Genomic DNA, 25,808 nt, shown 5'->3' with positions numbered 1-25,808 from the left:
TCCCCTCCTAAACAATAATCGTGCCCGTCTCAAAGACCGGACCGTCTTCACAAACGCGCTTATTGACTGACTCGTCCTGACCTGCAACATGAACTACGCATGCATAGCAGGCGCCCATGCCACAAGCCATACGAGACTCCATGGAGAGATAAGCATGCGGATGGTCCTGAAACTTACGATCGACATACTGGAGCATGGCTGGCGCTCCACAGGAATAGACAGCAGCATAGTCTTGGGGCAATTTATCTACAACTGCTGATACATAGCCCTTGCGACCGTAAGAACCGTTATCCGTCGTGACAATGACTTCGGAGTATTTTTTCATTTCTGATTCCAAAATGACAGCAGCTTTATCAGCAAATCCCAATACAGCCGTCACCTGAGCACCCTTGGCATGCAATTCTTTAGCAACCTCAAGCAGAGGTGGAACACCAATCCCACCACCGATAATCAAAACTTGGTCACCTGACCTTACAGGGGTCAAATCAAAACCATTTCCCTGAGGCCCCATAACATCAAGATAAGAACCAGCAGGAAGTTGAGAAAAAATAGCTGTTCCGCCGCCTTCTATCCGATAAATAATGCGACAAGTCAGATTGTCTCGGTCAATCTCCGCGATTGAGATAGGCCGGCGCAAAAGCTTGCTGTCATCTGGTACCCGAATATGTAAAAACTGCCCAGCCTGCATCTGGCTGACCATTTGCCCCTTTAGAGTCATAGAAAAAATATTAGGTGCAATTTTGACTTGCTCCAACAGCTCCATCTGCTCGAGCATAATCTTTCCAAATCTCTTTTTACAACTGTCACTAACCATGACAACCTCACTTTCTACAAGAAAAAACCTCGCCGCAGCAAGGTTTCGCAAAAACAAGGCAGCTAACTGCCTCTTATACCGCTTTTCCCACCTTGCAGCCTCACTGGACTTGATTAAAGGTTAAATTGTAAACATTATATCGTTAGAGATGAGGAATGTCAAGGTGACTACAAAAAAATAATGCATCAGAAAATAAAATCTAGAACTAGTTCAAATTTACAGAATCTTTTTTCACAAGATACCAGCTGCCCGAATCTATCTTAATAAACTCTAAATCGACTTGCCTAAGCTTCATATTGCTTTCATCTGGCTTAGGTGACACATAAGAAACTTTTAAATTAGAAATATAATCTTCAGCTGACAGATTTTGATTTTGCGGTGGTCCATACAGACTGATAATTTCTTCATAGGTAGAACCCGTTTGAGAATTTCCTTCCTTATTTTCCAAAAGCAAACTATCGAACGCTGCTTGAGTCCAAGTGAAATCTCTGCTCGCTTCGGTATCAATGGGTAATTTAGAACTATTTAAATTGTAGTATTCTTTAGAGATAAGTTTGTATTCATCTTTAAATTTTTCAAAAACTAAGCTTACATAAGCATACTTATAACGCTCGATACTATGCCATCGCAACCGAATTTGAGGAGTTTCTTTCCCATAATTCAAGGCTATCCATCCTTCACCCGAATCAGGCCTCCCATATCTGCTGATTATCGCATCCAGACTTGTCCCTCCAAGATTTTTGTCAAATCTTAAACCATCAAAATCCTGAACTTCCCAAGAAAATTGATATTCTTTTTCGTCACTTATCAACTTTCTAGCAAAAATTTCTGCCTCATTTTGTTCAGAATCAGAACTTGTAGAATATACTATTTCCTGTGTTGAACTAGTTTTTCTAGAAGTTGAATGTTTATGCGAATGAAGAAATGAAAAAACAACAGCCGTCAAAACAAGTGCTCCGTAAACTAAAGAACCTATGACAATAAATGCAGTCCTTTTATTCTTTTTCTCCTCTATGGAAATATCCGAAAATATTTCTTCGAATGATTCATCATCTTTTTTCATAACTTCTTGATTTAATTACCTTACTAACTTATAGATTTAGTTTAGACTACATATATAGTATTCAAAACAGATTTCATTAACCCTATCTAATAGACTAAGACCAACTTTTATTTTATCATGGCTATTTCAAAAAATCAAAATCCAGATGCAACCAATCTTATAAAAATCTTTATTCAAGTAGATTAAGAAAATCTACTCCCACCATTCTATATCCATAGTAAAATATAGAAGTTATTACATATGTGAAGTTTCTCCTCAGAACTAGCAATCACTAGAAAAATCAACTAAGTTTGTGATAAAATAGTCCTATGAGAATTCAACAGTTACACTATATTATCAAAATCGTCGAGACTGGCAGTATGAACGAAGCTGCCAAGCAGCTTTTCATTACCCAGCCTAGTTTGTCCAATGCTGTGCGAGATTTGGAAAATGAAATGGGCATCGAGATTTTCATTCGCAATCCCAAAGGAATTACCTTGACCAAGGACGGCATGGAGTTTCTTTCTTATGCCCGGCAGGTAGTTGAGCAGACGCAGCTTCTAGAGGAGCGATACAAAAACCCTGTCGCCCACCGAGAGCTTTTCAGCGTTTCTGCTCAGCACTATGCCTTTGTGGTCAATGCCTTTGTCTCCCTGCTTAAAAAAAGCGATATGGAGAAATACGAGCTCTTTTTGCGGGAAACTCGGACTTGGGAAATTATTGACGACGTAAAAAACTTCCGCAGTGAAATCGGCGTCCTCTTTCTCAATAGCTACAACCGCGATGTCCTATCCAAGATGCTGGATGACAATCACCTGATTGCCACTCATCTCTTTACAGCTCAGCCCCATATCTTTGTCAGCAAGTCCAATCCGCTAGCCAAGAAAAAGCTGGTTCAATTATCTGACTTAGAAAACTTCCCCTACCTCAGCTATGACCAAGGGACTCACAACTCCTTCTACTTTTCTGAGGAAATTCTCTCTCAGGAACACCATAAAAAATCTATCGTGGTCAGCGACCGTGCGACCCTCTTTAACCTTTTGATCGGTCTGGATGGCTACACGATTGCAACCGGTATCCTCAACAGCAACCTCAACGGAGATAATATCGTGTCAATCCCACTGGACATTGATGATCCGATTGAGCTGGTCTACATCCAGCACGAAAAAGCCAGCCTATCCAAAATGGGAGAACGCTTCATTGAGTATCTGATTGAGGAAGTGAAGTTTGATAAATAATAATAGATTAAACCCGTATCGGGATAACCGATGCGGGTTTTTTTACAGTTTAAAGAACCATAATTGATTACAAGCTGGCTTATTTTAACTGATCAAGTAAAAATTCATTTTTCTTATCAAAATAACTAAACCATTCTACATCAAAGGAGTAATTATACTGAAGCATTGCTTGCAAAGCTCTGATTAATTTCAGCATTCTTTTATTATTTACAGTCTGACTATCAATCTCCATCAAACCGTGAGCAAGGTTATTTCGCTCTCCATTGAAACTTTTTACAACCTTGATACTGTCCATCAAATCCTCATCTTCTTTATAAAACTCTAAAATATTATAAAATGACAGCAGATTCAAAACAGAATTGTATTGAAAAATTCTCTCTTCTTTTTCAATACTTCTCTCCTTCTTTAGAATAGAATCAATATAAGTTATAATTTCATCAGAGTCTGAGTGTTCTGGATTTAATCTAGGTAAATTGTCAGTTCTGATAATGAGGTTAGGATGCTCTTTACGAAGAAGCTCTTCTAAAAGAAATTCGGCAAGAGATTTTGATTTTATCAAAACATCAGCAATATGTCCTCGACGATTTAAAATATCAATCATTAAAAAGTAGTTGATTGCTTTAGCCTCTTGAGCACTAAAATCTTGATTTGAAATATCTGCTAGCAGTGATTGTTTTCTAAACACATTAACAAAATTTTCCAGAATAGCACATACTTTCTTTTGCTTTGTTTTAGACAGAATTTTGTTATCTTTTTTCGTCAGAATTGCAAGCGCTGCTGCATAATCATACTGCTTGATAAGTTGTCTCAGGTAGCGTTTCACCAAAGACTGATTAAACTTTTCAGATTTATCTTCTAAGCTACGATTCTCAAAGCTACTACTATTATCTATATTTGTATCAATTAATTCTTCAATATCAGGGCCGGAAGCTGGATCAAAACGTCGATTAGCTGATTTATCTGGAGTCGCAACTTGCACAGCTCTAGTATTATAATCATAGATTCGATTAGCAGCAAACATCGCAGAAATTATTTGAGGAGTCGCAGAAGAAAGATTTAAGATTAGTTCATCTTCATCATTTTTATAACGCTTAATAATCTGAGTGATTTCTTCATACATCTTATCAAAAATATAGACTTCATCGTTTTTTAAAATAGTCGAATCGACAACAATGATTGGCGAATAGCCTTCAATAGACTGAAGAGCCGTTTCTATCCATTCCTTCTTAGCTAACATCTCCTCGCTATAAATTAAAACAATTTTTTCTGGACGATATATTCGAGTTAGATGCAGCAAAGCTCCATCGTGATTCTTCATAATGGGATCTGTCGTCCCAACTGCAGATATTAAAATTTTCATTTTGCATTCAAACTTTCTAACAATCTATCATTTGTGTTTTCATAGAAATCTAATAAACTTTTATCAAAAGAATAGTAGGTTAAGATTAATTTCTTCAAAGCTTTCAGTGCTCTGCTTAATTTCTTAACATCTTCCGGACTTAAGGAATCCAAAGTATGCGCTATTGCATTTCTAGAGGAAGTCAACTCTCTAATCGGTTTCATTTCCTTCAATATTTCCCACTCTTGATTGTTCTTTAAAATTGTTATATAGTCACCAAAAAGTATATAATTCCTATCAAAATAATTTTCAATATTCCTCAATTCTTGAGGATAATTTTTATTAATATAGTCTTCAGCAATAAATTCTAAAAGCGATCTCATTCGGATAAAACTTTCACCAACATTGCTTCTTTTTTTCTGAATATCAATAATCAGATAAGCATTTAAAACTCGCTTAGTAGTTTCGTCCAGCTTCCGCTTTTTTAGTCTCTGGGGAATATCCTGTCTATCCAGAGCATCCACGAGATTCTTTAATTCTTCTTTAACTTTTCTTAGATTATCATCAGAAATCAAGCTATTCAAAACATCTAAGGCAGCTCTGTAATCATATTTTTCAATCAAATTTTTAGCCGTTCGTTTTAAAAGTGCTTGTCTGAACTTCTCTGATTTATCTTCTATCGTCCTATCCTCAAAATTAGGACTATTATCCTCGTTTGTCTCAATTAATTCATCAATATCTTCTTCATTATCATGTTCTAACCTCTCGTTAGAAGAACCAGTCGGACTAGGAACTTGAACAGCTTTTACATTAATATCATTCAATCTATTAATAATAAATAGAGCAGACTTAATCTGAGGCGTCCCGCTAGATAAATTTAAAATAAATTCATCAGTATTATTAAAAAATGCTGGATTTAGAAATCTCTCAATTTGTTCATACATCTTATCAAAAATAAAAACTTCGGAATTCTTAATGATTGTTGGGTATTGCTCTATTTCAGGACTATAAGATTCTTCAATAGAGTGAAGAGCTGCTACTATCCTATCATGTCGTAGAACAGTTCTTTCTGAATAAATGATAATGATTTTGTCTGGTCTGTATTTCCTAGCTATATGAAGAAGAGCACCATCGCGAAAACCTCGAATAGGATCTGTATCACCCACCGAAGAGATCAAAATTCTCATTTAGAAACCTCCTGAATAATAAAATTCACTTTTCCCATTTCGTAAAAATTATCTGTGTTTCTAACAAGAGTTCTAGTATCACCATTGACACAGAACTTTAGATTGGGAGCTTTGGTTAATTTCAATACGCCCTTACGAACCATTTTAGTTTTCATTCTACTATATCGTTTTTGTAGAATTCCGTCAGCCTGCTTAAATACTGTTTTTGTCCAAGCACCACTTCCAGATCCTAAATAAAGAGGATACTGAACATTTTTTTGATAATATTTTTCGTCAAACTCCTCCAAGAAAAAAGCTTTATAGTTATTATAAAATTTAAACGATAAATTACCAAGCTGTTCAATCATCTTCGCCGCTCTATCAGATGTAGTAGTAATAACAAATTCAGCAATCGTAAGAGGGGGAAGAGATTCTCGATATAAAGGAATTGGTTTAGCATTTTTTGTGATAGCAGAATAATCCCATTTCTGTGCTAGTATCAAATCTTGACTTTGAAATTCTCTGTTCTTGATTTTCAACGAGAGACTGTCACTAATCCTGATTTCATTAAAGATGTCATCAAAATTTTCATTCTTCTTTGCTCCCCAAGGAACTACTCTTTTATTTTCTCGTTTTTTTTCTGAAACAAAATTTGTCTTTTCCCACTGAGAATGCGCATTGAGCAAAACAGTTCGAATAGCGCCTTTTAACGAACTACCTGGAATATAAGGCTTTCCAAATCCATCTCGGATATATTTAGAAACTTCATTTATAGTTCCCTTGGTAGATTTATCTTTTTCAAAACTTGTCTCTTGGATTTTATAACCACCGAAATTTCGCTCCCTGATTCTATTTCCCTCTACAAATGAAATTAATCGATTATTTCTAGATGCTTTACCATGCTCCATCAGAAAAGACTCAAACTTATCTGATAACCCTTTCTCAACCATAGATGAGTAAAACTTTCCCATATCAGGAAAATAGTAAGCTCCATTTTCATAAATAAACTCGCGACTAGTATACTTCTCTCCGCTTCCGATATGTAGTGGCGCCATAGTACGAAGAGTCAGCTTAAATGTTCTGTATTCATGTTTCATACTAGACCTCCAATTTATAAAAAAGCGGTTTGGCAAAATTCCAGACAGGATGTGAGAAATTGACCGGCCTTATATCAGCAATCTGCCCTCGAAATGATTTTGAAAAAGTTGAGCCAGCTTTAAATTTGTAGAAATCTTGCTTCCTAAAATTACTTTGATAGCTGTTGCTAAAGGCAAAGCCACTTGATTTAGCCAACAAGTACTGTCCATTGCAAATAGCTTCTTCTAAATCATCATCATTTGGCAGTGCTGTTGTTAGTGTCATAACATTTGATACAGCTTCAAAAGCTAAGTGTTTAGACAGTTTCTCTGGTACATCCTTTATTTCAAGATGAAACCTTCCATAGCCAGAACTTCTTTTTCCGCCCAGTCCAGAAAATTGCAGTGCAGTCATAAGTTCATCAAAAAGCTGACTTTGTTTAGCAATAAGGTATAGAGAAACATTCTCTTGATAAGTAATTGTTCTAACCTGGAATAAATGTCCATCCATAAAAGGCTGATTTTTGGTAACGATATTTAGTTTTCCAAACTCCTCATTATCTAATACTTTTCCATTCAAAAAAGCTTCAAAATCATCTAAACGGATGTAACTTAATTTTTTTGTTTTTTTCGCTTGCTTTCTCAGCTCAACAAGGTCATTCATTTGAGGTAATTTATCCATTTTAGGATAGCCGATTGGTTTTGGTAAAAATGGCATATCAACAAAAGGGAATGCATCTGATAGCACAAAATCATCCTGTCGGACTAAAGATAGAAAATCCTCTTCTTTGCCCATCTTAATAGCTTCAATAAACAGCGCCGAAAATAAACGATCAGCTGTAAAAGTAAAAGCAGTACTATCTAATTTACCAGTACCGAAATGAGCAGTCTGAAAGCTCAAGAGATACATTTTATAGGCCATTTTAGACCTCCGTTTTCAATAACTCATTCAAGTTGCTAGTATCATAAGTTCCGAAGACTGTCTCAAGTTGCAAATCTTCGAAAGAAACTTTTCCATACCCACGGCTTCCAGAACCTCCAAGATAGTCCAACTCTAAAAGTTTTAGACCATCAACAATAACTTTTAAATCTTCTTCTGCCTGTTCGGCTGACTCATCTGTAATTTCATAAATCAGTTCAAAATTAAAGACACTTTCTCGAATAGCTCTTTCAATTTGACGCGGGTTTGCCTCAGCTGTAATGCGGTCAATAGTATTCTCAAACTTAACCTCAGTATATCCTCTAGCACCCTTTTTATCTAATTCGTCAGCATTTATCAAAAATGCATCTCGAAAAATCAATCTACCAATTCTAAATTTTTTTGAACTATGATTACCAAAGAGGCGACTTAAAATGTCTCCATCATCTTCAGGTGAAGAAGCCAGTGTCTCATTGTAAACCTTAGCTAACAGACTTCTCATTTTTCCTTTAATGCTAGACCCAGGAATAATTGGATAGTTAGTAATCGGATCTTTAATGACAGGAGAATCAGTTGCACCAATGGCTGCAAAAGCATTGCTAGCGCCGATATGTAAGCCAGTCTTCAAGTGAATATTAGCTGAAATTTTTACTTTTGCGTATGTCATTAATCTTTACCTCCATAAAACTTGAAATAAGCAACTAAGGCTTCCATATAGCGACAAAAACGTTGCAGAGATACTTTGTCTTTAACTTCCTTTAAAGCTTCTAGCAAATCACTTTGTAATAATAAATCTTCAACTGGATAGATTTTCTCACCTCTAAATCTTATCTCATTCCGGCGTGATTGATAGACTAGTCTAACTCTTAAATACGACAAATCAGAATTTAACTCTTCAAAATTTCTAACATTACTTTTATCTGAAATGCTACTTGTAAGTGATAAAATATTCCTAATTTGACTTGTAGTCAAAAAAAATTCATCATTTTTCTTCCTTAATTGTAATATTGCCTTTTCTGCCTTATCAACATAATTTTCATCCGTTAAAATTGCCATTTCCTAATCCTTTCTAGTTTCATAAAGATAGAGTAAGAGAGCTGCCTCAGCCTCTTTTCGTTCTTTTGCTCCAGCATTGTACCAGCTGAAAAAGAGATTTTTAAACTCTCTAAAAGCTTCTTTGTCTTTGGAACTATTCTCAAGACGTGCTAAATAATAAGCCAAACGAGCTACATTGATTTTCGTATAGTCTCTCAAAAGTTCAATCAAACGGTAGATAAATACCTTTCCTCGCTCATCTTGACTCTTAAAGAAGGAGCGAATGTTAATCAGCTTACCTTGATAGATTTCAGTGATAAAATCATCAAATTTAAATGTGAATTTCTCCTCAAATAAACTAAGACTATCTTTGTCATTTGCTTTTGCAGCCTCTTCCAAGTCTCCAGTATAAGACGCCATAAGACTGATAGGGGTTTTATCAGCAAACAAGCCAATACCAGCAGAAAGTGTCAACTTCCCATCAGACCATTTTAAGAAGGCTTGCCTCAATTCCACTGTAAAATCAATCACATCTTTCCAAGCACCAATAGCAAAGACATCATCCCCACCAGCATAGATAATCGTCATCTTTTTCCCATCCGCAAACTGCTGAATATAGAACTTAAAAAACAGACTCATATTACGAGAGAAAATCGCTGATCTTGAAAGACTACTGTAGATTCCATCTTTTTGATGAGAAAACCCTGCCATAAAGGCTGCACCTAAATCATCCACATCCAAACGAACAACAGCCAAACGACGAATTCCTAAACCAGTATCTTTGTCCTGAGCCATATCAGCATACTCATGAATCTCTGCATAGCGATAGTCACCCGCAAAAATATGAGTTCCTGACTGATCAAGTGACCACTTATTCTTGACATAGAAACGGTCTGTTTGCAAGGCTTGATCACCTTCAGCTGTTACCAGTACAGCATCGGGACCGATTGGCAAACCTGCTGCTCCACCTCTGCAAACTCGGAAGGTATCATCTGAAATCCTTTTTGAGAATTTTCTCAGTTCATCACAAATATGGCAGAGAGAATGCTCTTCATCCTCATAAACTTGTTTTGTAAGCTTCTCTACAGAATGGCAGATTTCACACTCTCTTTCAGAATTATTTCCACCTTTGTTTAAGAATTTCAAGGTCTCTGCATCATATCGTGAAAGCTTCTTATCAGAAATCATCCGGCTGGTCTTTTGATAGATAGTTCGATATGCAGCAAGCGAAGCTATTGATGTAGACTGGACTTGTCTAGTAATCTCCCCTGCCGCAAATGCTGTCCATCCAAAAGCGACATAGAGTCCTGTCTGGAAGTTCTCTAGTAAGAACTGATTAAAAGATGCTTCAAACTCCTTTAAAAGAGCGGTTGTTTTCTCTGTATTTGCCAAGATGAAGTAAGCATGACCTCCTCCGACGTAGAGTAGATTTGTTCTTGAAAGCTCTAGTTTTTCCAGCAAGCTATCAACGATATGTTCACTCATTAAATCAAGGTACAAACTTCGGGCTTTCAGCTGTTTAGCTGCTCCGCCACTTGAGATATTATAGATAAAATCCTGAATACCGGATACATCAAAACTCGCAAGTAGAAAGACCTTTTCTTGGCTAAAGGCATCCAGCCAGTCATCTCCATGCTCCTCTAGATAATCCCAGATAGCAGCTGCAAATCCTGCCGTTAAGAGACTATGCTGAGATACATTAATATCTGCAAAATCTTCCAGACCTGGACTTACAGGTACAAATGAACAGAGAGCTTCCAGTGCGTGAAGGAGATTCGGTATACTTTCTACGCTGAAAGAATGCTCTTTCAGAATAGCTGCCAATTTATCAAGAATCCTCTTATAGTCCTGCTGAGTAATTGGAAGGCCTCCTAGATCAGCTGACTCTGGTAGCCTTTGTTCATCCTCTAACAAAGTCAAAGGCTTATAAAGGTAACTCCTTTTCTCTTTGAAAACATTAAAAATATCAGCAAGTGGCTTAAAATGATCCGATAAAACTTCCGAAGCATCTAGATCTAAGCCACTAGCCATTTGATTGGCTAAGAGAATGATTTTTTCACTGCGCTCTTTCTGTTGACTGTCTATGTCCGACCAGTGCGGAGCGTTTTGCTCAAGCCAGTTCTTAACCAGTTCCTCACTATAGTCTTCCTTGTTTTCAGCTCTTGCGATAAGGCTGCCAAAGTTGTAAAACAAGGCCTGGTAAATCAAATCAAGTTTTTCTTTCTTCAATTCTCATCCCTCCCATTCCTAAGCTGCATTTAGCTCCGACTCCAGAATATTCCCCGAATCTCAGAAGCATCTGGGCATAGGCCTTTAAGGTAGACGCTCCCTGGATCCGAATAGTTACCCTGCCCTCAAAGGCGGGGTATTTTCGTCCATGAATCGGGAAATAATGACTCTTCAGACGATAACTGCTGATTTGGCTATGCTCTGCTAAAAACTCCAGCGTTTCCTCCTCTATCTCTGCTTTGCCTTCTACCAGCCGGCTGTACTTCTGCATGAGGCTCTGAAAGATTAGACGTGTATCTGGAAAAAGGACAAACTGTCCCTGACGTTTAAAGGTCGTCGGAGTATAGAAGTTCAGGCTTATCAAGTGCGAAGCCTCATCTCCCTGAAAAATCTCCAGCAAGGACTGGGAAGAAAGGGACTGGATCTCGATATTCTTCACCAGAATCTCCTCAGAATAAGTCTCTAATTTTATCGTTTCAAGACTCAATAGCTGGGGCAATATCTGCTGCTCCGCTTCTTCCGAAAGTAAGTTTACCGTCCAAATAGACTCCTCCCGCTCCGAACGAAGATTCATCGAATATGGATTGGTCTCTTGCTGATGGAGGAAGGAGGCAAAGTCATCCGACAGCTTCTCCATGAGAAAGCCCTGCAGTTTACAGACTAAGTCATCATCCTTCAAAGATGCCTTTGAAAGATGCAATCGTATTTTCTTCACATTTCCATTCCTTTCTATAATAAGAAAAAGCGCCTAAAAACGGTGAAAGTATTTTTCACCGAATCTAGGGCGCCCTTTTTTAGTTATTATCAGTACTGTTTTTACGATTGTTATTATATCAAATCTTGAAAGCGATGTCAAGATTTTTCTTATTTTAAATATCTAATCCTATTTTAAAAATTGCATCATAATTCCCCCAGTTTGCAGTCCCCTCTCGAGGTGACTGGGGTTTCTTATGGGTGGTATTCGAGCTATGACTTTGTCAAATAAAGTGTTTCCGTCCTCTCGCGAGGTGACCGGGGATTGTTACCAGATGGAACAAATACTACCAATAATGGCTTGATTGGGTTTACGTCCCCTCTCGAGGTGAATCGGTTTTCTTACTTACGGGACTGAAGAGTATGAGTCAGATCGCGGTATGTTTCCGTCCCCTCTCGAGGTGACTGGGGGTTCTAACGGACATGAACGTTATTAGATATGTGGGAGGTATTTAATTTTCGTCCCCTCTCGAGGTGAATGGAGCCTCTTACTAAATGCCTTCCACAATCCTAAATAACGTGTAAAGTTTCCGTACCCTCCCGAGGTGACTAGGGGTTCTTACCAAAACAAGCACTCATTGAATTTAATAAATCTAACGGGTTTCCGTCCCCTCTCGAGGTGATTGGGGTTTCTAACGGACTAGAGTATTACAGTTACCGAGAACAAACAGACATGTTTCCGTTCCCTCTCGAGGAGTCTGGGATTTCTAACTGGCTCTACATCACAGCTTTTGGCAAGGTTGCTGAAAAGTTTCCGTTCCCTCTCGGGCAGACTGGAGGTACTAACCGTTACTAGACGAGCGATGTTTCATAATCTCCTTGTTTCCGCCCCCTCCCGAGGTGACACTGGAGGTTCTAACGAACTGAGTGTTCGGTTCAAAATGGATGTTCGCGGTGTGTTTCCGTCCCCTCTCGAGGAGACTGGGGGATCTTACTTTTACAGGGACTAAAAAAGGCTATGAATGGTGGCGGGTTTCCGTCCCCTCCCGAGGTGACTGGGGGTTCTTACTATCGTGAGTATCGTGCCTAAAATCAAGGAAAAGGCACGTTTCCGTCCCCTTTCGAGGTAACTGGGGTTTCTTACATAGTATGAAACCAACCACAGGGGTAGAGGTATGACCGTTTCCGTACCCTTTCGAGGTGACTGGGGGGTTCTAACTGATGAAGTACGCTTGATATCTCTCAATCCACAGTATGGTTTCCGTCCCCTCCCGAGGTGAATGGGGGGTCTTACATAGCTTGAAACTAAAAGATAGTTATTTTGGAGAAGAAGTTTCCGTACCCTCTCGAGGAAACTGGGGTTTCTTACGAAAGAGAGGAATTTACTATGGATAAATTTGATTATAAGTTTCCGTACCCTCTCGAAGTGAATGGGGATTCTTACGCTAGAAAATTGAAACAACAACGTAAAACCTCCGTTTCCGTACCCTCGCGAGATGAATGGAGTTCTTACACAAAGACGAACACGGCGTATTTCAATTAGGACTTAGTTCCCGTACCCTATCGAGCTGACTGGGGTTTCTTACAAAGACGTTGCTGTTCCTGTCCTTATTGGCGTTACTAGTTTTCCGTACCCTTCCGAGGTGAATGGGGGTTCTGACCGATTGAGAGTAAAGAGGGCGAAGAAAACTGCTAGGTTTCCGTACCCTCCCGAGGAGACTGAGGGGTCTTACCAAGACAAAGTTGAAGTGTCTGAAGACTTCCTGGCTTTTCCGTTCCCTCTCAAGGAGACTGGGGGGGCTTACAAGCTTGCTCACTATGTCTATGAGACTAAGACCTATTTGTTTCCGCCCCCTCTCGAGGTAACTGGGGTTTCTTACCATATCGGTCGGTTTACCCCTCTTGTTCGCAGAAACAAGTTTCCGTCCCCTCTCGAGGTGAATGGGGGTTCTTACACTCACGAAAAAGTTATTGAATGGTCACAACAATACTGTGTTTCCGTCCCCTTTCGAGGTGACTGGGGTGTCTTACAATCAACAATCTTAACAGAAAGGAAAGGCAACGCATGTGTTTCCGTCCCCTCTCGAGGTGACTGGGGTGTCTTACCACTTATGCTATATACTGTAAAACTATCAGATGAGCAAGTTTCCGTCCCCTCTCGAGGTGACTGGGGTGTCTTACAGAATTGAAGTTGACAATACCACTATCCCATTTGCGTTTCCGTCCCCTCTCGAGGTGACTGGGGTGTCTTACAAATGGAATACTTAACTGAGAAATTGGTTAAGGGTGCGTTTCCGTCCCCTCTCGAGGTGACTGGGGTGTCTTACCTGACGCAAATCATCTGTCAACACATAGACAGTCTGGTTTCCGTCCCCTCTCGAGGTGACTGGGGTGTCTTACAACTTACCAACATTACCTTTAAGTGTTTCTGCAACATCCGTTTCCGTCCCCTCTCGAGGTGACTGGGGTGTCTTACCACTTGGGACGATAATAATGAGTATGTAGAAGGCTCGTTTCCGTCCCCTCTCGAGGTGACTGGGGTGTCTTACTAAACATTGAACTATTTTCAAATTCTGTTGTTTTGTTTCCGTCCCCTCTCGAGGTGACTGGGGTGTCTTACCAATATTAAGGATCGTAAGTATGCTGATGCTGATAGTTTCCGTCCCCTCTCGAGGTGACTGGGGTGTCTTACTGATAGCTTTATAGACTTAAAACAAGGTGGTGTATATGTTTCCGTCCCCTCTCGAGGTGACTGGGGTGTCTTACTTCTTCCTTATACCATTTGTAGAGACGGTAACCGGCATAGGTTTCCGTCCCCTCTCGAGGTGACTGGGGTGTCTTACTCGTATGAAGAACTATTAGAAGCACACGAAGCTGCCGGTTTCCGTCCCCTCTCGAGGTGACTGGGGTGTCTTACCGTCGATGCTTATACGGAAATTTAGATCTTGTATATGGTTTCCGTCCCCTCTCGAGGTGACTGGGGTGTCTTACCCCATATCTTGTATAGGGTCTTCGCGTCGAACCACTAGATCTAGTTTGACATCCCAGTTGGAACTTATCCTTATTATACCATGAAGCCAACAAAATTTAAAGATTAAAAGAATAATATCTCTTCCAGCAACTCAGCGCCAGCATAGGGATTAAAGACTACAGTTTCTTCTTTATGCCCGACATATACGATGATATTGTCTCCTTCATCGGCTTGATAAAAGTCTCTTATATCTTTTATCAAAAGTTCAAAATTCAGCTTTTCTATATCGACTTCGAAGCAAGAACGCTGAACCCTTGTACCATAGCCTTCCAAAAGCTTGGCTAGTTTTAAACGCCTTTTATTACTTACGATATCATAAATAACCAGACAAAACTTTGTTTTCTTCCTGGCAAATTCCTTGCTGACACTATCAAGATTATAAAAAGTCATCTTCACTCTCCCGTATAACTGCTGATATAGTCCTCAGCATTCCTTGACTTAAAACATCGAATCAAAGACTTGACTTGCTGATCTGCCATGTACAAAAAAGTGTAGCGATTCTTATCCAATTCGACATAATGATGGATTTCTAAGATGCGCTCCCTCATAGCTCGAGAAAATACTTCAATCCCTTCCGAAGTCAAATGCATTTCATCCCCCATCTTCTCAAAATGCTCCCCCCTAATATCACCATGCTTAATCAGACTCATCACAGTATCATCTACGATGACTGGCCGCCACTCTTCCATTAGGTCGCTGGCTAGTACTGCATGATGGGTATGTGGCTGATGGGTAACTCCAAAGCCTGCACTAAGACCATTTTTCCGAATCAAGCCAATAAAACAGGAATACAAAATTGAATACCCAAAATTTAGCAGCGCATTAAAACGATCTAAGGATGGCCTCCTATTGCGACAATAAAACTGAAAATCTTCTTCTACCAGTAGATTTAGATAGTAGAAATAAGATTTAGCAATTCTGCCTTCAATCCCCATAATTTCTGATATGCTTTTGGCAGATTCAAGGCTCTCACAAGCAGATTTAAAACGTTTAAAATCCTCTTCGTCAAATAGCCCTTGCTCATCGTATGCTTTTAGCAGATTTAATTGATTCATGATTTTTGCCGAAGCTATCCTCTGCGACATCTTCAGACAGAAACTTTTATCAAAAGAAGCTTGGGCCTGCTCTCTCTGCTTTTCATAGTCCGCTTCCTTAAAAGAATCCATCGAAAATAAAAACTCACCCTTGCTAGAAAAATAGAAGACTGGAATCCCATGGCGAGATAAAGATTTCAGCAATTGTGTTGATAACTGAGAATTACCAAATATAAGAATGTTATCAATTAGACCTAATGAAATAGCCTTGAGCATAGTGCGTTCTTGGTTCTTTATCATTAACTTACGATCACTAATTGATAAACTGTATGAAGAGTTCTGAATATACAAATCGGCCATATTAAAACACCTTCTTTTTATTTAATATTTTAATATACCTATTTTAAGTTGTCAATAAAAACCCTTGCAAAATCTACAAGAGTCTTTTCTTTCTTATTTTTAGAAATAGATTCTAGTCATCTCTTCTCAATTTCCCCAACACTTCTCCTATCTTACCCTCAATGACTAGATCTGCCTGGCTGTCTTGAGGGATGCTGGTCTTGTTGATGACAACCAAATGCTTACCTGCAAAATACTGGATGAGGCTGGCTGCGGGATAGACGACTAAGGACGTGCCGCCGATTATCAGTAGGTCTGCTTGATGGATAGCTTGAGCTGCCTGCTGGAAAACTTCCATATCTAGAGGTTCTTCATAGAGGGTCACATCTGGCTTGACAATACCGCCACAGTCAAGGCAGTGAGGAATGGTACCCTGCAGAGCCAGAAAGCCATCCAAATCATAGAATCGCTGACAATTCAGACAGTAATTTCTATCCGCACTGCCATGTAGCTTGAGCATCTTTTTCGAACCGGCCATTTCATGCAAACTATCGATGTTTTGAGTTACCACAGCCTTGAGCTTGCCCGTCTTCTCCAAGTCTGCCAAGTAGACATGAGCAGCATTGGGCTTAGCATCCGGATAGAGCAGGTACTTCTTGTAAAAGTCAAAAAACTCCTGCGGATAGCGCTCAAACATAGTGTGAGAAACCAACTGCTCTGCTGTAAAATGCTGTCCTAGCTTGACGCTATATATCCCATCTGAACTGCGAAAGTCTGGAATATTGGACTCCGTCGAAACCCCCGCGCCACCAAAAAAGACGATATTCTGACTTTGGTCTATTAATTCTTGCAGCCTTGCAATCTTATCCATCCTGCTACTCCTTATAAGAGACTTTCTATGACCGCATTCGCTCGGTCAAAGTAAAAAGGTTCCCTCTGAAAAACTATGCCCGTCTCCTGCGCCAAATCAATCAGAAGCTCCATAAAGTGCTGAGATGAGAAACCTGTCGTCCTGTGCAATTCTTCCTCATCAAAAGGCTTGATAAGATGAGCCAACGGATTGCGGACTGACTTTTCTAACTCTCTTAGCTGCTGTGCCGATTCTTTGACAGATTCGGACAAAGCCAACTGCAAAATCAGCTCCGTCAAACTAGAAGAATTGACCGTGCTTTCCGAATGAAAATTTTGCAGGACAGGATTGTCAGAATTTCGCATCTTTTCAAACTTCCAACGGTCGTAACTAGCCCCTCGCGAATTATAAATATAGCAGTCAATGTCCGGTATTTGCATGCGAATCAGCCGCATAAAAATCCGATAAATAGCTGGACTAACAGCTCGGATAAAGTCAATCAGCTGCTCATTTCTCAGCTTGGCTTCAAGGTCATAAAGGTAATTGACCAGCTGCTCATCCGCTTCATTTTCATGGTAAAAAAGCTGAAAATCAGCTAGGTCAGACCCAGTGATTTCCAACTTTAGATTCATCATAGATTGGATATTGAGCTCTCTTCGCTCCGCTAAGGCCTCAAGAAGAAGGAGCAAGTCAGACTGGACACTGCTTCCTGCTCGCTCAGCCAGCTTATACGCATAAGCATAGTCATAGCGGGAAATAGCAAAGAGAAGAGCTTCTTTGACATCTACTTTCATGCTTCTGCAATCAAGGTTTCCAAACCAACCTTCATCATATCGGTAAAGGTATTTTGGCGTTCTTCAGCTGTCGTATCCTCTTCAGGATTGACCAAGCTATCAGAAATGGTCATGATAGCAAGAGCGTCCACATGGTGTTGAGCTGCCAAGTAGTAAAGAGCAGCCGCTTCCATTTCCACTGCCTTAACGCCCCACTTACCAAGCTCGATGTTCTTTTCAAAGTAGTTTGAATAAAAGACATCAGATGACAAAACGTTCCCAACGTGCGTCGTCATACCGAGATCTTTGGCGATATGGTAGGCCTTATCTAACAAATCAAAGCTAGCGATTTGTGGGAAATCATACTGTGGCCAGTCATTGCGGATAATGTTGGAGTTGGTTGCAGCCGCCTGAGCCAAAACCAATTCACGGACATGGACATCAGCATTCAGCGAGCCCGCTGTTCCAACACGAATCAGCTTTTTCACACCATAGTCAACAATCAGCTCACGCGCGTAGATAGAGATTGAGGGCATTCCCATCCCTGTCCCCATAACAGAAACACGCTTGCCTTTGTAAGTACCTGTATAACCAAACATGTTACGGACTTCATTGAAGCAAACAGCATCTTCTAGGAAATTCTCCGCAATAAACTTAGCCCGAAGCGGATCCCCCGGAAGAAGAATTTTATCAGCAATCTCGCCTTGCTTAGCAGCAATATGAATAGACATAGTTAAGATACCAAACCCGTCAAAAGCAAAGGGAAAATAGGAGATGGCCGCAGTGAGCGATGCTCGCAAGACCAACTATCTTTTTCCCACCGCTTTTAGGGTGGGTTCAATTCCTTTCTTTCTTAATTTTAATATTCCATAGAAAGACTAACCCGAGTTCAATTCAAACTCAGACGCCCTTCCTTTCTGTATTTATTTGAAAGATAGTTTTTCGCTCGTGTTCAAATCTGAACAACTCACTCTACCTTTCTTTAGTTTAATGATTTTATCGGCTAGATAGAAAGGCTGTTCCGGATTAAATTACCAACCCAGACACTACGCCTTTCAACATTTTTTTACAATTCAGCAAGCGTTTCTTTAAGCAGTCGTTTGAAATCACCCTTGACACGTTCTGTTACTCCAACCACTTCCTCATGATTAAGCTCTTCTTGGAAACCAGCAGCAAAGTTTGTAATGCATGAAATTCCAAGGACTTTCAAACCAGAATGTGCTGCTACAATCACTTCAGGAACAGTAGACATGCCGACTGCATCCGCTCCAAGCGTCTTATAAGCACGGATTTCTGCAGGTGTTTCATAAGTTGGTCCAGTTACACCGATATAGACACCCTCATCCAGCTTGATACCAAGCTTATCAGCAACTTTATGAGCGACGGCACGGTATTCTGGAGTGTAAGATTTAGACATATCAGGGAAACGTGGACCAAATTCATCCAAGTTTTCACCAATCAAAGGATTTTGACCAGTCATATTGATGTGGTCAGTGATGGCCATCAGTGTACCAGGGCCATAGCCAATACCGCCAGCAGCATTGGTCACAATGACACCTGTCGCACCAAGAGCCTTCATCACACGCACTGGGAAAGTAACGATTTCTAAAGGATTTCCTTCATAGAAGTGGAAACGGCCTTGCAGCGCCAAGACTTTCCGTCCTGCCAAGTCTCCATAGACTAATTTACCAGCGTGCCCAACAACGGTTGAGCGGCCCCAGTTTGGAATATCCGCATAGTCAAGACTAACGGCATTTTCGATTTCAGAAGCCAATTCTCCCAAACCAGATCCCAAGATCAGACCAAATTCAGGTTCTGTCATACCTTTTTCTTTTAAGAAGACTGCTGTTGCTTTGATTTTTTCTGATAAGCTTGTCATAAATATTTTCCTCACTCTCTTATTATGCTTATACCAATTTGTCCAAGAAGCTTTCACCAATCATAGCCTTGTCCACTCCGAAGTTTTCAGCAACGGTAGCTGAGATATCTGCAAAGTGTCCGACAGGAATATGACCATGACCGCTCAGCGATTTTCCGAAGACCAAGAGCGGAATGAACTCACGAGTGTGGTCCGTTCCGGCATAGGTCGGATCATTACCATGGTCAGCAGTAATCATGAGCAAGTCATCTTCACGCATGTTTTCTATAATTTCTGGGATGCGAGCATCAAACTCTTCCAAGCAGTCACGGTAGCCATGTGGATCACGGCGGTGACCATAAAGAGCATCAAAGTCTACTAGGTTAGTAAATGAGAAACCTTCTTTGAAGTTTTCATCTTTCAAGGCTTTGACCAATGTATCTACACCATGATTGTTAGACTTATTGTGTCCCATGTCATGATTGATTCCAGCACCGTTAAAGATGTCATTTATCTTACCAACAGAATAAGTATCAATTCCGGCTTCATTGAGCTTGTCAAGTACAGTTGGATTGAACGGAGATACGGCATAGTCGTGACGATTTGCTGTACGAGTGAAGTTACCTGGCTCACCTACATAAGGACGAGCGATGATACGTCCCAGAAGCGCAGGACGTTCCAAGGTAATAGAGCGGGCGAATTCACAGATACGATAGAGCTCTTCCAAAGGAATTACTTCTTCGTGTGCCGCAATTTGCAATACTGGGTCAGCTGAGGTGTAGATAATCAGCTCGCCTGTTTCCATCTGACGAGGACCAAAGTCATCAATAACTGCTGTACCAGAGTATGGCTTGTTAGCCTCACGAATGACCTTGCGACCAGAAAACTCTTCAATCTGAGTCAGGATTTCTTCTGGGAAGCCATTCCAGAAAGTATCAAAAGGCTCAGTAATATTGAGACCCATGATTTCCCAGTGCCCTGTCATCGTGTCTTTTCCAAGCGATACTTCTTCCAGCTTGGTATAGTAGCCGCTAGGATTTTCTTCTTGAGGAACTGTCTTCAAAGGAGTAGGACGCTCGATATTTCCTAGACCGATCTTAGCCATATTTGGCACATTCAGTCCTACCGTTTTGGAAATATGTCCCAGAGTATCTGAAGCACCATCTGGTACCCCTGCATTGACAAAGTTATTGGCATCTGGAGCAGCACCGATACCAACTGAGTCCATGACTACCAAGTGAATACGATTAAATTTTGGCATAAAATACCTCTTTCTATTTATTGGCCTCTAAAACTTGGAGACCCGATTTTCCAGCAACAATGACCTTGTCTACCATTTGATTAAACAATCCATGCTCCACTACTCCCACAACATGATCAAGTCCTTGTGCAAACTCAACTGGATTTTCAATCACACCTAAATCTAAGTCAATAATAAAATTCTGCATGTCTGTGATAAAACGCTGGTCGTCCTGCTGACGAAATGCCGGCTTATAGCCCGCACTCTCAAAGCGACGAAAGAGCTGTTCAGCACCGTACTGAACAACTTCTACTGGTAGCTTGAAGGCACCTAACTTCTCGACCATCTTGCTCTCATCGACTACCCAGATATAGTGCTTTGTAGGCACCGCTACGACTTTCTCCATGAGAAGTGCGCCACCACCGCCCTTGATACCGTTAAAAGTGGCGTCAACCTCATCAGCTCCATCAACTGTCACATCAACAAAGTCAACTTCATCAATGGATTTGAGCGGAATACCTAAACCTTCCGCCTGTTTGCTAGTGACACTGGAAGTCGTCACAGCTGTAATCTTCAGTCCTTCTTCTTTTATACGACGGCCAATCTCTTCGACAAAATAATAAGCGGTCGAACCCGTCCCGAGACCAACTATCATCCCGCTTTGGACAAATTCAGCAGCCTTGATTCCTGCCAGTTTCTTTAGATTTTCCATAGCACCTCCTCAAATCACACTACTTTTATTATAACATGATTCTCACTAACATGAAAGTGTTTTCTTTACCAGACTTAAATTTCATTCCTTCCACTTGATAATCGAAAGCCTTGCTCCTCCTTGATTTTTGCGTTACAATTAGATTAATTGATTTTAAACACAAGGAAAAATACTGTATGATTACCAGAGAATTTGATACAATCGCTGCGATTTCTACACCTCTTGGCGAAGGAGCCATCGGTATCGTCAGACTAAGCGGGACTGACAGCTTTGCTATTGCCCAAAAAATCTTCAAAGGGAAAAATCTGAGCGAAGTGGAAAGTCACACACTCAACTACGGTCATATCGTTGACCCTCAAAAACAGGAAATTCTAGACGAGGTTATGGTTGGTGCTATGCGCTCTCCCAAGACCTTCACGCGCGAGGATATCATTGAGATAAATACCCACGGTGGGATTGCGGTCACGAATGAAATCCTACAGCTGGCTATCCGCGAAGGTGCGAGAATGGCTGAGCCTGGCGAGTTTACCAAGCGGGCCTTTCTCAACGGGCGTGTGGATTTGACTCAGGCTGAGGCTGTCATGGACATCATCCGCGCCAAAACCGATAAAGCAATGAACAACGCTGTCAAGCAGCTAGATGGCTCCCTCTCCAACCTTATCAACAATACCCGTAAGGAAATTCTCAACACACTGGCTCAGGTCGAGGTCAACATCGACTATCCCGAGTACGACGACGTGGAAGAGATGACGACCCAGCTTATGCGAGAAAAAACGGCTGAGTTTGAGGCTCTGCTGAGCAATCTCCTCAATACTGCACGACGAGGTAAGATTTTACGCGAAGGCATTTCCACTGCTATCATCGGCAGACCAAACGTTGGCAAGTCCAGCCTACTCAACAATCTTCTGCGTGAGGACAAGGCCATTGTGACTGATATCGAGGGTACGACCCGTGATGTGATTGAGGAGTATGTCAATATCAAGGGTGTGCCGCTCAAGCTCATCGATACCGCAGGCATTCGGGAAACCGATGACCTTGTGGAGCAAATTGGAGTTGAGCGCTCTAAAAAAGCTCTGCAGGAAGCCGACTTGGTCCTCTTAGTTCTTAATGCCAGTGAGCCTTTGACAGATCAGGACAGACAATTGCTCGAAATCAGTCAAGATAGCAATCGAATCGTCCTGCTTAACAAGACTGACCTAGAAGAAAAGATTGAGCTTGATCAGCTCCCTACTGATGTCATTAAGATTTCTGTCCTCCACAACCAAAATATTGATAAAATTGAAGAACGCATCAATCAGCTCTTCTTTGAAAATGCTGGTATCGTCGAACAAGACGCTACCTACCTGTCCAACGCCCGCCATATCTCCTTGATTGAAAAAGCTCTGGAAAGCCTGCAAGCCGTCAACCAAGGCTTGGACATGGGGATGCCGGTAGATCTTCTCCAAGTCGATATGACCCGCACTTGGGAAATTCTCGGCGAAATCACTGGTGACGCCGCACCAGACGAGCTTATCACCCAACTCTTCAGCCAATTCTGCTTAGGGAAGTAGAGAACAAAAGGACTGATATACTCAGTCCTTTTTATGATGAATAAAAACAAAACAACACAGCTCTAAAACGAGGTTGAAAAAATTCTTGAAAAAGAAGCTGTTTTGGAACCATTCGAAACAACACAGCTCTAAAACGCTCAACCGTTTAAAACGCTCTGCGACCTTGTTTTGGAACCATTCGAAACAACACAGCTCTAAAACACGAAGTCGTTGAAAAAAAAGGCAAGAAATGTTTTGGAACCATTCGAAACAACACAGCTCTAAAACTCATTGACTTGATTTGCGTTTAATGCTAAAGTTTTGGAACCATTCGAAACAACACAGCTCTAAAACTAAAGTTTCTTCTCAAGATCTGCAAGTTTAGTTTTGGAACCATTCGAAACAACACAGCTCTAAAACATCACCTTCCTCATTTACGATATTGATTGAGTTTTGGAACCATTCGAAACAACACAGCTCTAAAACCAATCTCCTACTCGTGATGTGTTGACGCAGGTTTTGGAACCATTCGAAACAACACAGCTCTAAAACGCAAGAGCCTAGACAACGAGAAGGCGTCCGGTTTTGGAACCATTCGAAACAACACAGCTCTAAAACGCAACAGCTCCTGAGCCAAGTTTAGCCGCGGTTTTGGAACCATTCGAAACAACACAGCTCTAAAACCTTCTGTACCAGTTGGAGCAATGTAATTTGGTTTTGGAACCATTCGAAACAACACAGCTCTAAAACCTCCTTGACGTTTAACACACTATTTGCTAGGTTTTGGAACCATTCGAAACAACACAGCTCTAAAACAGATGTCCTAAAAATATAGACCGGCAAGCGGTTTTGGAACCATTCGAAACAACACAGCTCTAAAACTGCGATGTGCTGCACTTCTGTATCCGTGAAGTTTTGGAACCATTCGAAACAACACAGCTCTAAAACAGTCACGTCTAGTTGCAAATTATGCCCCCAGTTTTGGAACCATTCGAAACAACACAGCTCTAAAACACTATGCAAAGGAGTAAAGATGTTTAAGAAGTTTTGGAACCATTCGAAACAACACAGCTCTAAAACTAATGTTTGAGGATAATTTCTCGTCCGGTAGTTTTGGAACCATTCGAAACAACACAGCTCTAAAACTGATGATCAGAACGCTTTGTCGCATTGATAGTTTTGGAACCATTCGAAACAACACAGCTCTAAAACCTGCTACGCGGCGGCTGTCGATGTCAAGCTGTTTTGGAACCATTCGAAACAACACAGCTCTAAAACTATTTGGTATTTCTTCCGATACCGCCTAAAGTTTTGGAACCATTCGAAACAACACAGCTCTAAAACATATCCGTCAAATTTTTAATCATCCGATCGGTTTTGGAACCATTCGAAACAACACAGCTCTAAAACTGATTTGGTTTCGCGTGTCAATGACGGGCGGTTTTGGAACCATTCGAAACAACACAGCTCTAAAACTAATCTTTGGTGAGGGAGCTGAAGCAGTTGGTTTTGGAACCATTCGAAACAACACAGCTCTAAAACATCGGCTTTTTTGACAGATAACTGAACACTGTTTTGGAACCATTCGAAACAACACAGCTCTAAAACTAAATTTTTATACATCCAATGGGTTACCGTGTTTTGGAACCATTCGAAACAACACAGCTCTAAAACATCGGCTTTTTTGACAGATAACTGAACACTGTTTTGGAACCATTCGAAACAACACAGCTCTAAAACGCCCCCTCCTTTCACCCAACCCCAAACCCAGTTTTGGAACCATTCGAAACAACACAGCTCTAAAACAGCCCCCCACCCGCTCCGGAAGGATTGGTTGTTTTGGAACCATTCGAAACAACACAGCTCTAAAACTTAGCGCTATGGCATCAGCTATTAAGAAGAGTTTTGGAACCATTCGAAACAACACAGCTCTAAAACAAGTCGTATCGGCGATATGCTCTTTAATAAGTTTTGGAACCATTCGAAACAACACAGCTCTAAAACAGAGATGAAAGACCAAGCATAGAATTTAATGTTTTGGAACCATTCGAAACAACACAGCTCTAAAACTTGCTTAAGATTACATCTCATGAAGAAGTAGTTTTGGAACCATTCGAAACAACACAGCTCTAAAACTTCAAGGACTTGTATTACATATATCTTACAGTTTTGGAACCATTCGAAACAACACAGCTCTAAAACTATCATATCCATTTTCTCTAATTTCATAATGTTTTGGAACCATTCGAAACAACACAGCTCTAAAACATAACGAACAAGACACCTTTGGAAACACCAGTTTTGGAACCATTCGAAACAACACAGCTCTAAAACAGTTATTATGATTATCTAGCGAATACTAATGTTTTGGAACCATTCGAAACAACACAGCTCTAAAACTTACTTGTAATATCTATCACATAGTTACCAGTTTTGGAACCATTCGAAACAACACAGCTCTAAAACTAATGCTTGTAATATAAGTAAGCATAACCAGTTTTGGAACCATTCGAAACAACACAGCTCTAAAACCTTGTATTAAGATTAGTTACAATCTTTTCAGTTTTGGAACCATTCGAAACAACACAGCTCTAAAACCTCTAGGATTCCCAAAAATCCACCAACAAGGTTTTGGAACCATTCGAAACAACACAGCTCTAAAACTTCTAGGTTCATACTTTTCCTTGAGTTCCAGTTTTGGAACCATTCGAAACAACACAGCTCTAAAACTCGGTGGGCGTGAATATCCAGAGAGTAAAGGTTTTGGAACCATTCGAAACAACACAGCTCTAAAACTGTAGGGTTCAGGAAATCAGTCGTGCGGCGGTTTTGGAACCATTCGAAACAACACAGCTCTAAAACAAGAATTAAACCAATTTGGCAAGGTCAAA

General features: G+C 40.5%; 20 protein-coding genes and 2 CRISPR repeat arrays. Of the genes, 2 read left to right on the top strand and 18 right to left on the bottom strand.

Going from position 1 to position 25,808, the window contains the following annotated elements:
* Positions 1-7 precede the first annotated feature (7 nt).
* Entirely contained in the window at positions 8-814 is an 807-nt protein-coding gene (locus tag O3621_RS04555) for a dihydroorotate dehydrogenase electron transfer subunit (protein WP_371513781.1), read from the bottom strand.
* Positions 815-1,019: 205 nt separating this feature from the next.
* Positions 1,020-1,877, bottom strand: a complete 858-nt coding sequence (locus O3621_RS04550; RefSeq protein ID WP_002915127.1) for a hypothetical protein — start codon at positions 1,875-1,877, stop codon at positions 1,020-1,022.
* Between the two features lie 308 nt (positions 1,878-2,185).
* Between O3621_RS04550 and O3621_RS04545 the strand changes: the two genes are divergently transcribed.
* A complete protein-coding gene (locus O3621_RS04545) occupies positions 2,186-3,094 on the top strand; it encodes a LysR family transcriptional regulator (RefSeq protein WP_002897493.1) in 909 nt (302 codons plus the stop codon).
* A gap of 79 nt (positions 3,095-3,173) precedes the next feature.
* Here the strand turns inward: O3621_RS04545 and csm6 are convergent, their stop codons facing one another.
* From csm6 to rpiA, 16 genes are all read right to left on the bottom strand, one after another.
* Positions 3,174-4,454, bottom strand: coding sequence for a type III-A CRISPR-associated CARF protein Csm6 (csm6, locus tag O3621_RS04540; protein WP_111675767.1), 1,281 nt, complete (start codon positions 4,452-4,454; stop codon positions 3,174-3,176).
* A complete protein-coding gene (locus O3621_RS04535; protein WP_111675766.1) occupies positions 4,451-5,620 on the bottom strand; it encodes a type III-A CRISPR-associated protein Csm6 in 1,170 nt (389 codons plus the stop codon). The genes csm6 and O3621_RS04535 overlap by 4 nt, the downstream gene beginning before the upstream one ends.
* A complete protein-coding gene (gene csm5, locus O3621_RS04530; protein ID WP_371513777.1) occupies positions 5,617-6,696 on the bottom strand; it encodes a type III-A CRISPR-associated RAMP protein Csm5 in 1,080 nt (359 codons plus the stop codon). Before csm5 ends, O3621_RS04535 begins: the two co-directional genes overlap by 4 nt.
* A gap of 1 nt (position 6,697) precedes the next feature.
* Positions 6,698-7,597: a type III-A CRISPR-associated RAMP protein Csm4 gene (gene csm4 / locus O3621_RS04525; protein WP_111675764.1), complete on the bottom strand. Its 900-nt coding sequence runs from the start codon at positions 7,595-7,597 to the stop codon at positions 6,698-6,700.
* A 1-nt stretch (position 7,598) separates the two neighbouring features.
* Positions 7,599-8,261, bottom strand: a complete 663-nt coding sequence (gene csm3, locus O3621_RS04520; RefSeq protein WP_111675763.1) for a type III-A CRISPR-associated RAMP protein Csm3 — start codon at positions 8,259-8,261, stop codon at positions 7,599-7,601.
* Complete coding sequence (csm2, locus tag O3621_RS04515; RefSeq protein ID WP_048771740.1) at positions 8,261-8,650, bottom strand: type III-A CRISPR-associated protein Csm2; 390 nt, start codon at positions 8,648-8,650, stop codon at positions 8,261-8,263. Before csm2 ends, csm3 begins: the two co-directional genes overlap by 1 nt.
* A 3-nt stretch (positions 8,651-8,653) precedes the next feature.
* On the bottom strand, positions 8,654-10,858 hold the full coding sequence (gene cas10, locus O3621_RS04510; protein WP_111675762.1) for a type III-A CRISPR-associated protein Cas10/Csm1: 2,205 nt from the start codon (positions 10,856-10,858) through the stop codon (positions 8,654-8,656).
* Complete coding sequence (cas6, locus tag O3621_RS04505; protein WP_111675761.1) at positions 10,839-11,573, bottom strand: CRISPR-associated endoribonuclease Cas6; 735 nt, start codon at positions 11,571-11,573, stop codon at positions 10,839-10,841. Before cas6 ends, cas10 begins: the two co-directional genes overlap by 20 nt.
* A gap of 200 nt (positions 11,574-11,773) precedes the next feature.
* Positions 11,774-14,542: a CRISPR direct-repeat array (repeat unit 37 nt; unit sequence GTTTCCGTCCCCTCTCGAGGTGACTGGGGTGTCTTAC).
* A gap of 103 nt (positions 14,543-14,645) precedes the next feature.
* A complete protein-coding gene (cas2, locus tag O3621_RS04500; protein ID WP_048771728.1) occupies positions 14,646-14,972 on the bottom strand; it encodes a CRISPR-associated endonuclease Cas2 in 327 nt (108 codons plus the stop codon).
* A gap of 2 nt (positions 14,973-14,974) precedes the next feature.
* Positions 14,975-15,976 carry a CRISPR-associated endonuclease Cas1 gene (cas1, locus tag O3621_RS04495; protein WP_125338508.1) on the bottom strand — a complete coding sequence of 334 codons (1,002 nt, stop codon included), beginning with the start codon at positions 15,974-15,976 and terminating at the stop codon, positions 14,975-14,977.
* A 112-nt stretch (positions 15,977-16,088) separates the two neighbouring features.
* Positions 16,089-16,826: an NAD-dependent protein deacylase gene (locus tag O3621_RS04490; protein WP_101771382.1), complete on the bottom strand. Its 738-nt coding sequence runs from the start codon at positions 16,824-16,826 to the stop codon at positions 16,089-16,091.
* A gap of 11 nt (positions 16,827-16,837) precedes the next feature.
* The gene (locus O3621_RS04485) at positions 16,838-17,599 is read right to left on the bottom strand and encodes a hypothetical protein (protein ID WP_125342458.1); all 762 of its coding nucleotides are present in this window, start codon (positions 17,597-17,599) and stop codon (positions 16,838-16,840) included.
* Positions 17,596-18,309 carry a purine-nucleoside phosphorylase gene (gene deoD, locus O3621_RS04480; protein ID WP_371513772.1) on the bottom strand — a complete coding sequence of 238 codons (714 nt, stop codon included), beginning with the start codon at positions 18,307-18,309 and terminating at the stop codon, positions 17,596-17,598. The genes O3621_RS04485 and deoD overlap by 4 nt, the downstream gene beginning before the upstream one ends.
* A 335-nt stretch (positions 18,310-18,644) precedes the next feature.
* Complete coding sequence (locus O3621_RS04475) at positions 18,645-19,457, bottom strand: purine-nucleoside phosphorylase (RefSeq protein ID WP_371513770.1); 813 nt, start codon at positions 19,455-19,457, stop codon at positions 18,645-18,647.
* Positions 19,458-19,485: 28 nt separating this feature from the next.
* A complete protein-coding gene (locus O3621_RS04470) occupies positions 19,486-20,697 on the bottom strand; it encodes a phosphopentomutase (RefSeq protein WP_111675752.1) in 1,212 nt (403 codons plus the stop codon).
* Between the two features lie 13 nt (positions 20,698-20,710).
* Positions 20,711-21,388 carry a ribose-5-phosphate isomerase RpiA gene (gene rpiA / locus O3621_RS04465; protein ID WP_111675751.1) on the bottom strand — a complete coding sequence of 226 codons (678 nt, stop codon included), beginning with the start codon at positions 21,386-21,388 and terminating at the stop codon, positions 20,711-20,713.
* A 176-nt stretch (positions 21,389-21,564) separates the two neighbouring features.
* On the opposite strand from rpiA, the gene mnmE reads away from it, so the two are divergent.
* Complete coding sequence (gene mnmE / locus O3621_RS04460) at positions 21,565-22,938, top strand: tRNA uridine-5-carboxymethylaminomethyl(34) synthesis GTPase MnmE (RefSeq protein ID WP_111675750.1); 1,374 nt, start codon at positions 21,565-21,567, stop codon at positions 22,936-22,938.
* Positions 22,939-22,971: 33 nt separating this feature from the next.
* A CRISPR array of direct repeats spans positions 22,972-25,779; the repeat unit is 36 nt; unit sequence GTTTTGGAACCATTCGAAACAACACAGCTCTAAAAC.
* Between the last annotated feature and the right edge of the window lie 29 nt (positions 25,780-25,808).

The sequence above is a fragment of the Streptococcus sp. 20925_1_22 genome (genome assembly GCF_041431685.1).
Classification (GTDB): domain Bacteria; phylum Bacillota; class Bacilli; order Lactobacillales; family Streptococcaceae; genus Streptococcus.
The sequence above is the reverse complement of the archived record's forward strand: the minus strand, read 5'-3'. Positions and strand labels throughout refer to the sequence as shown.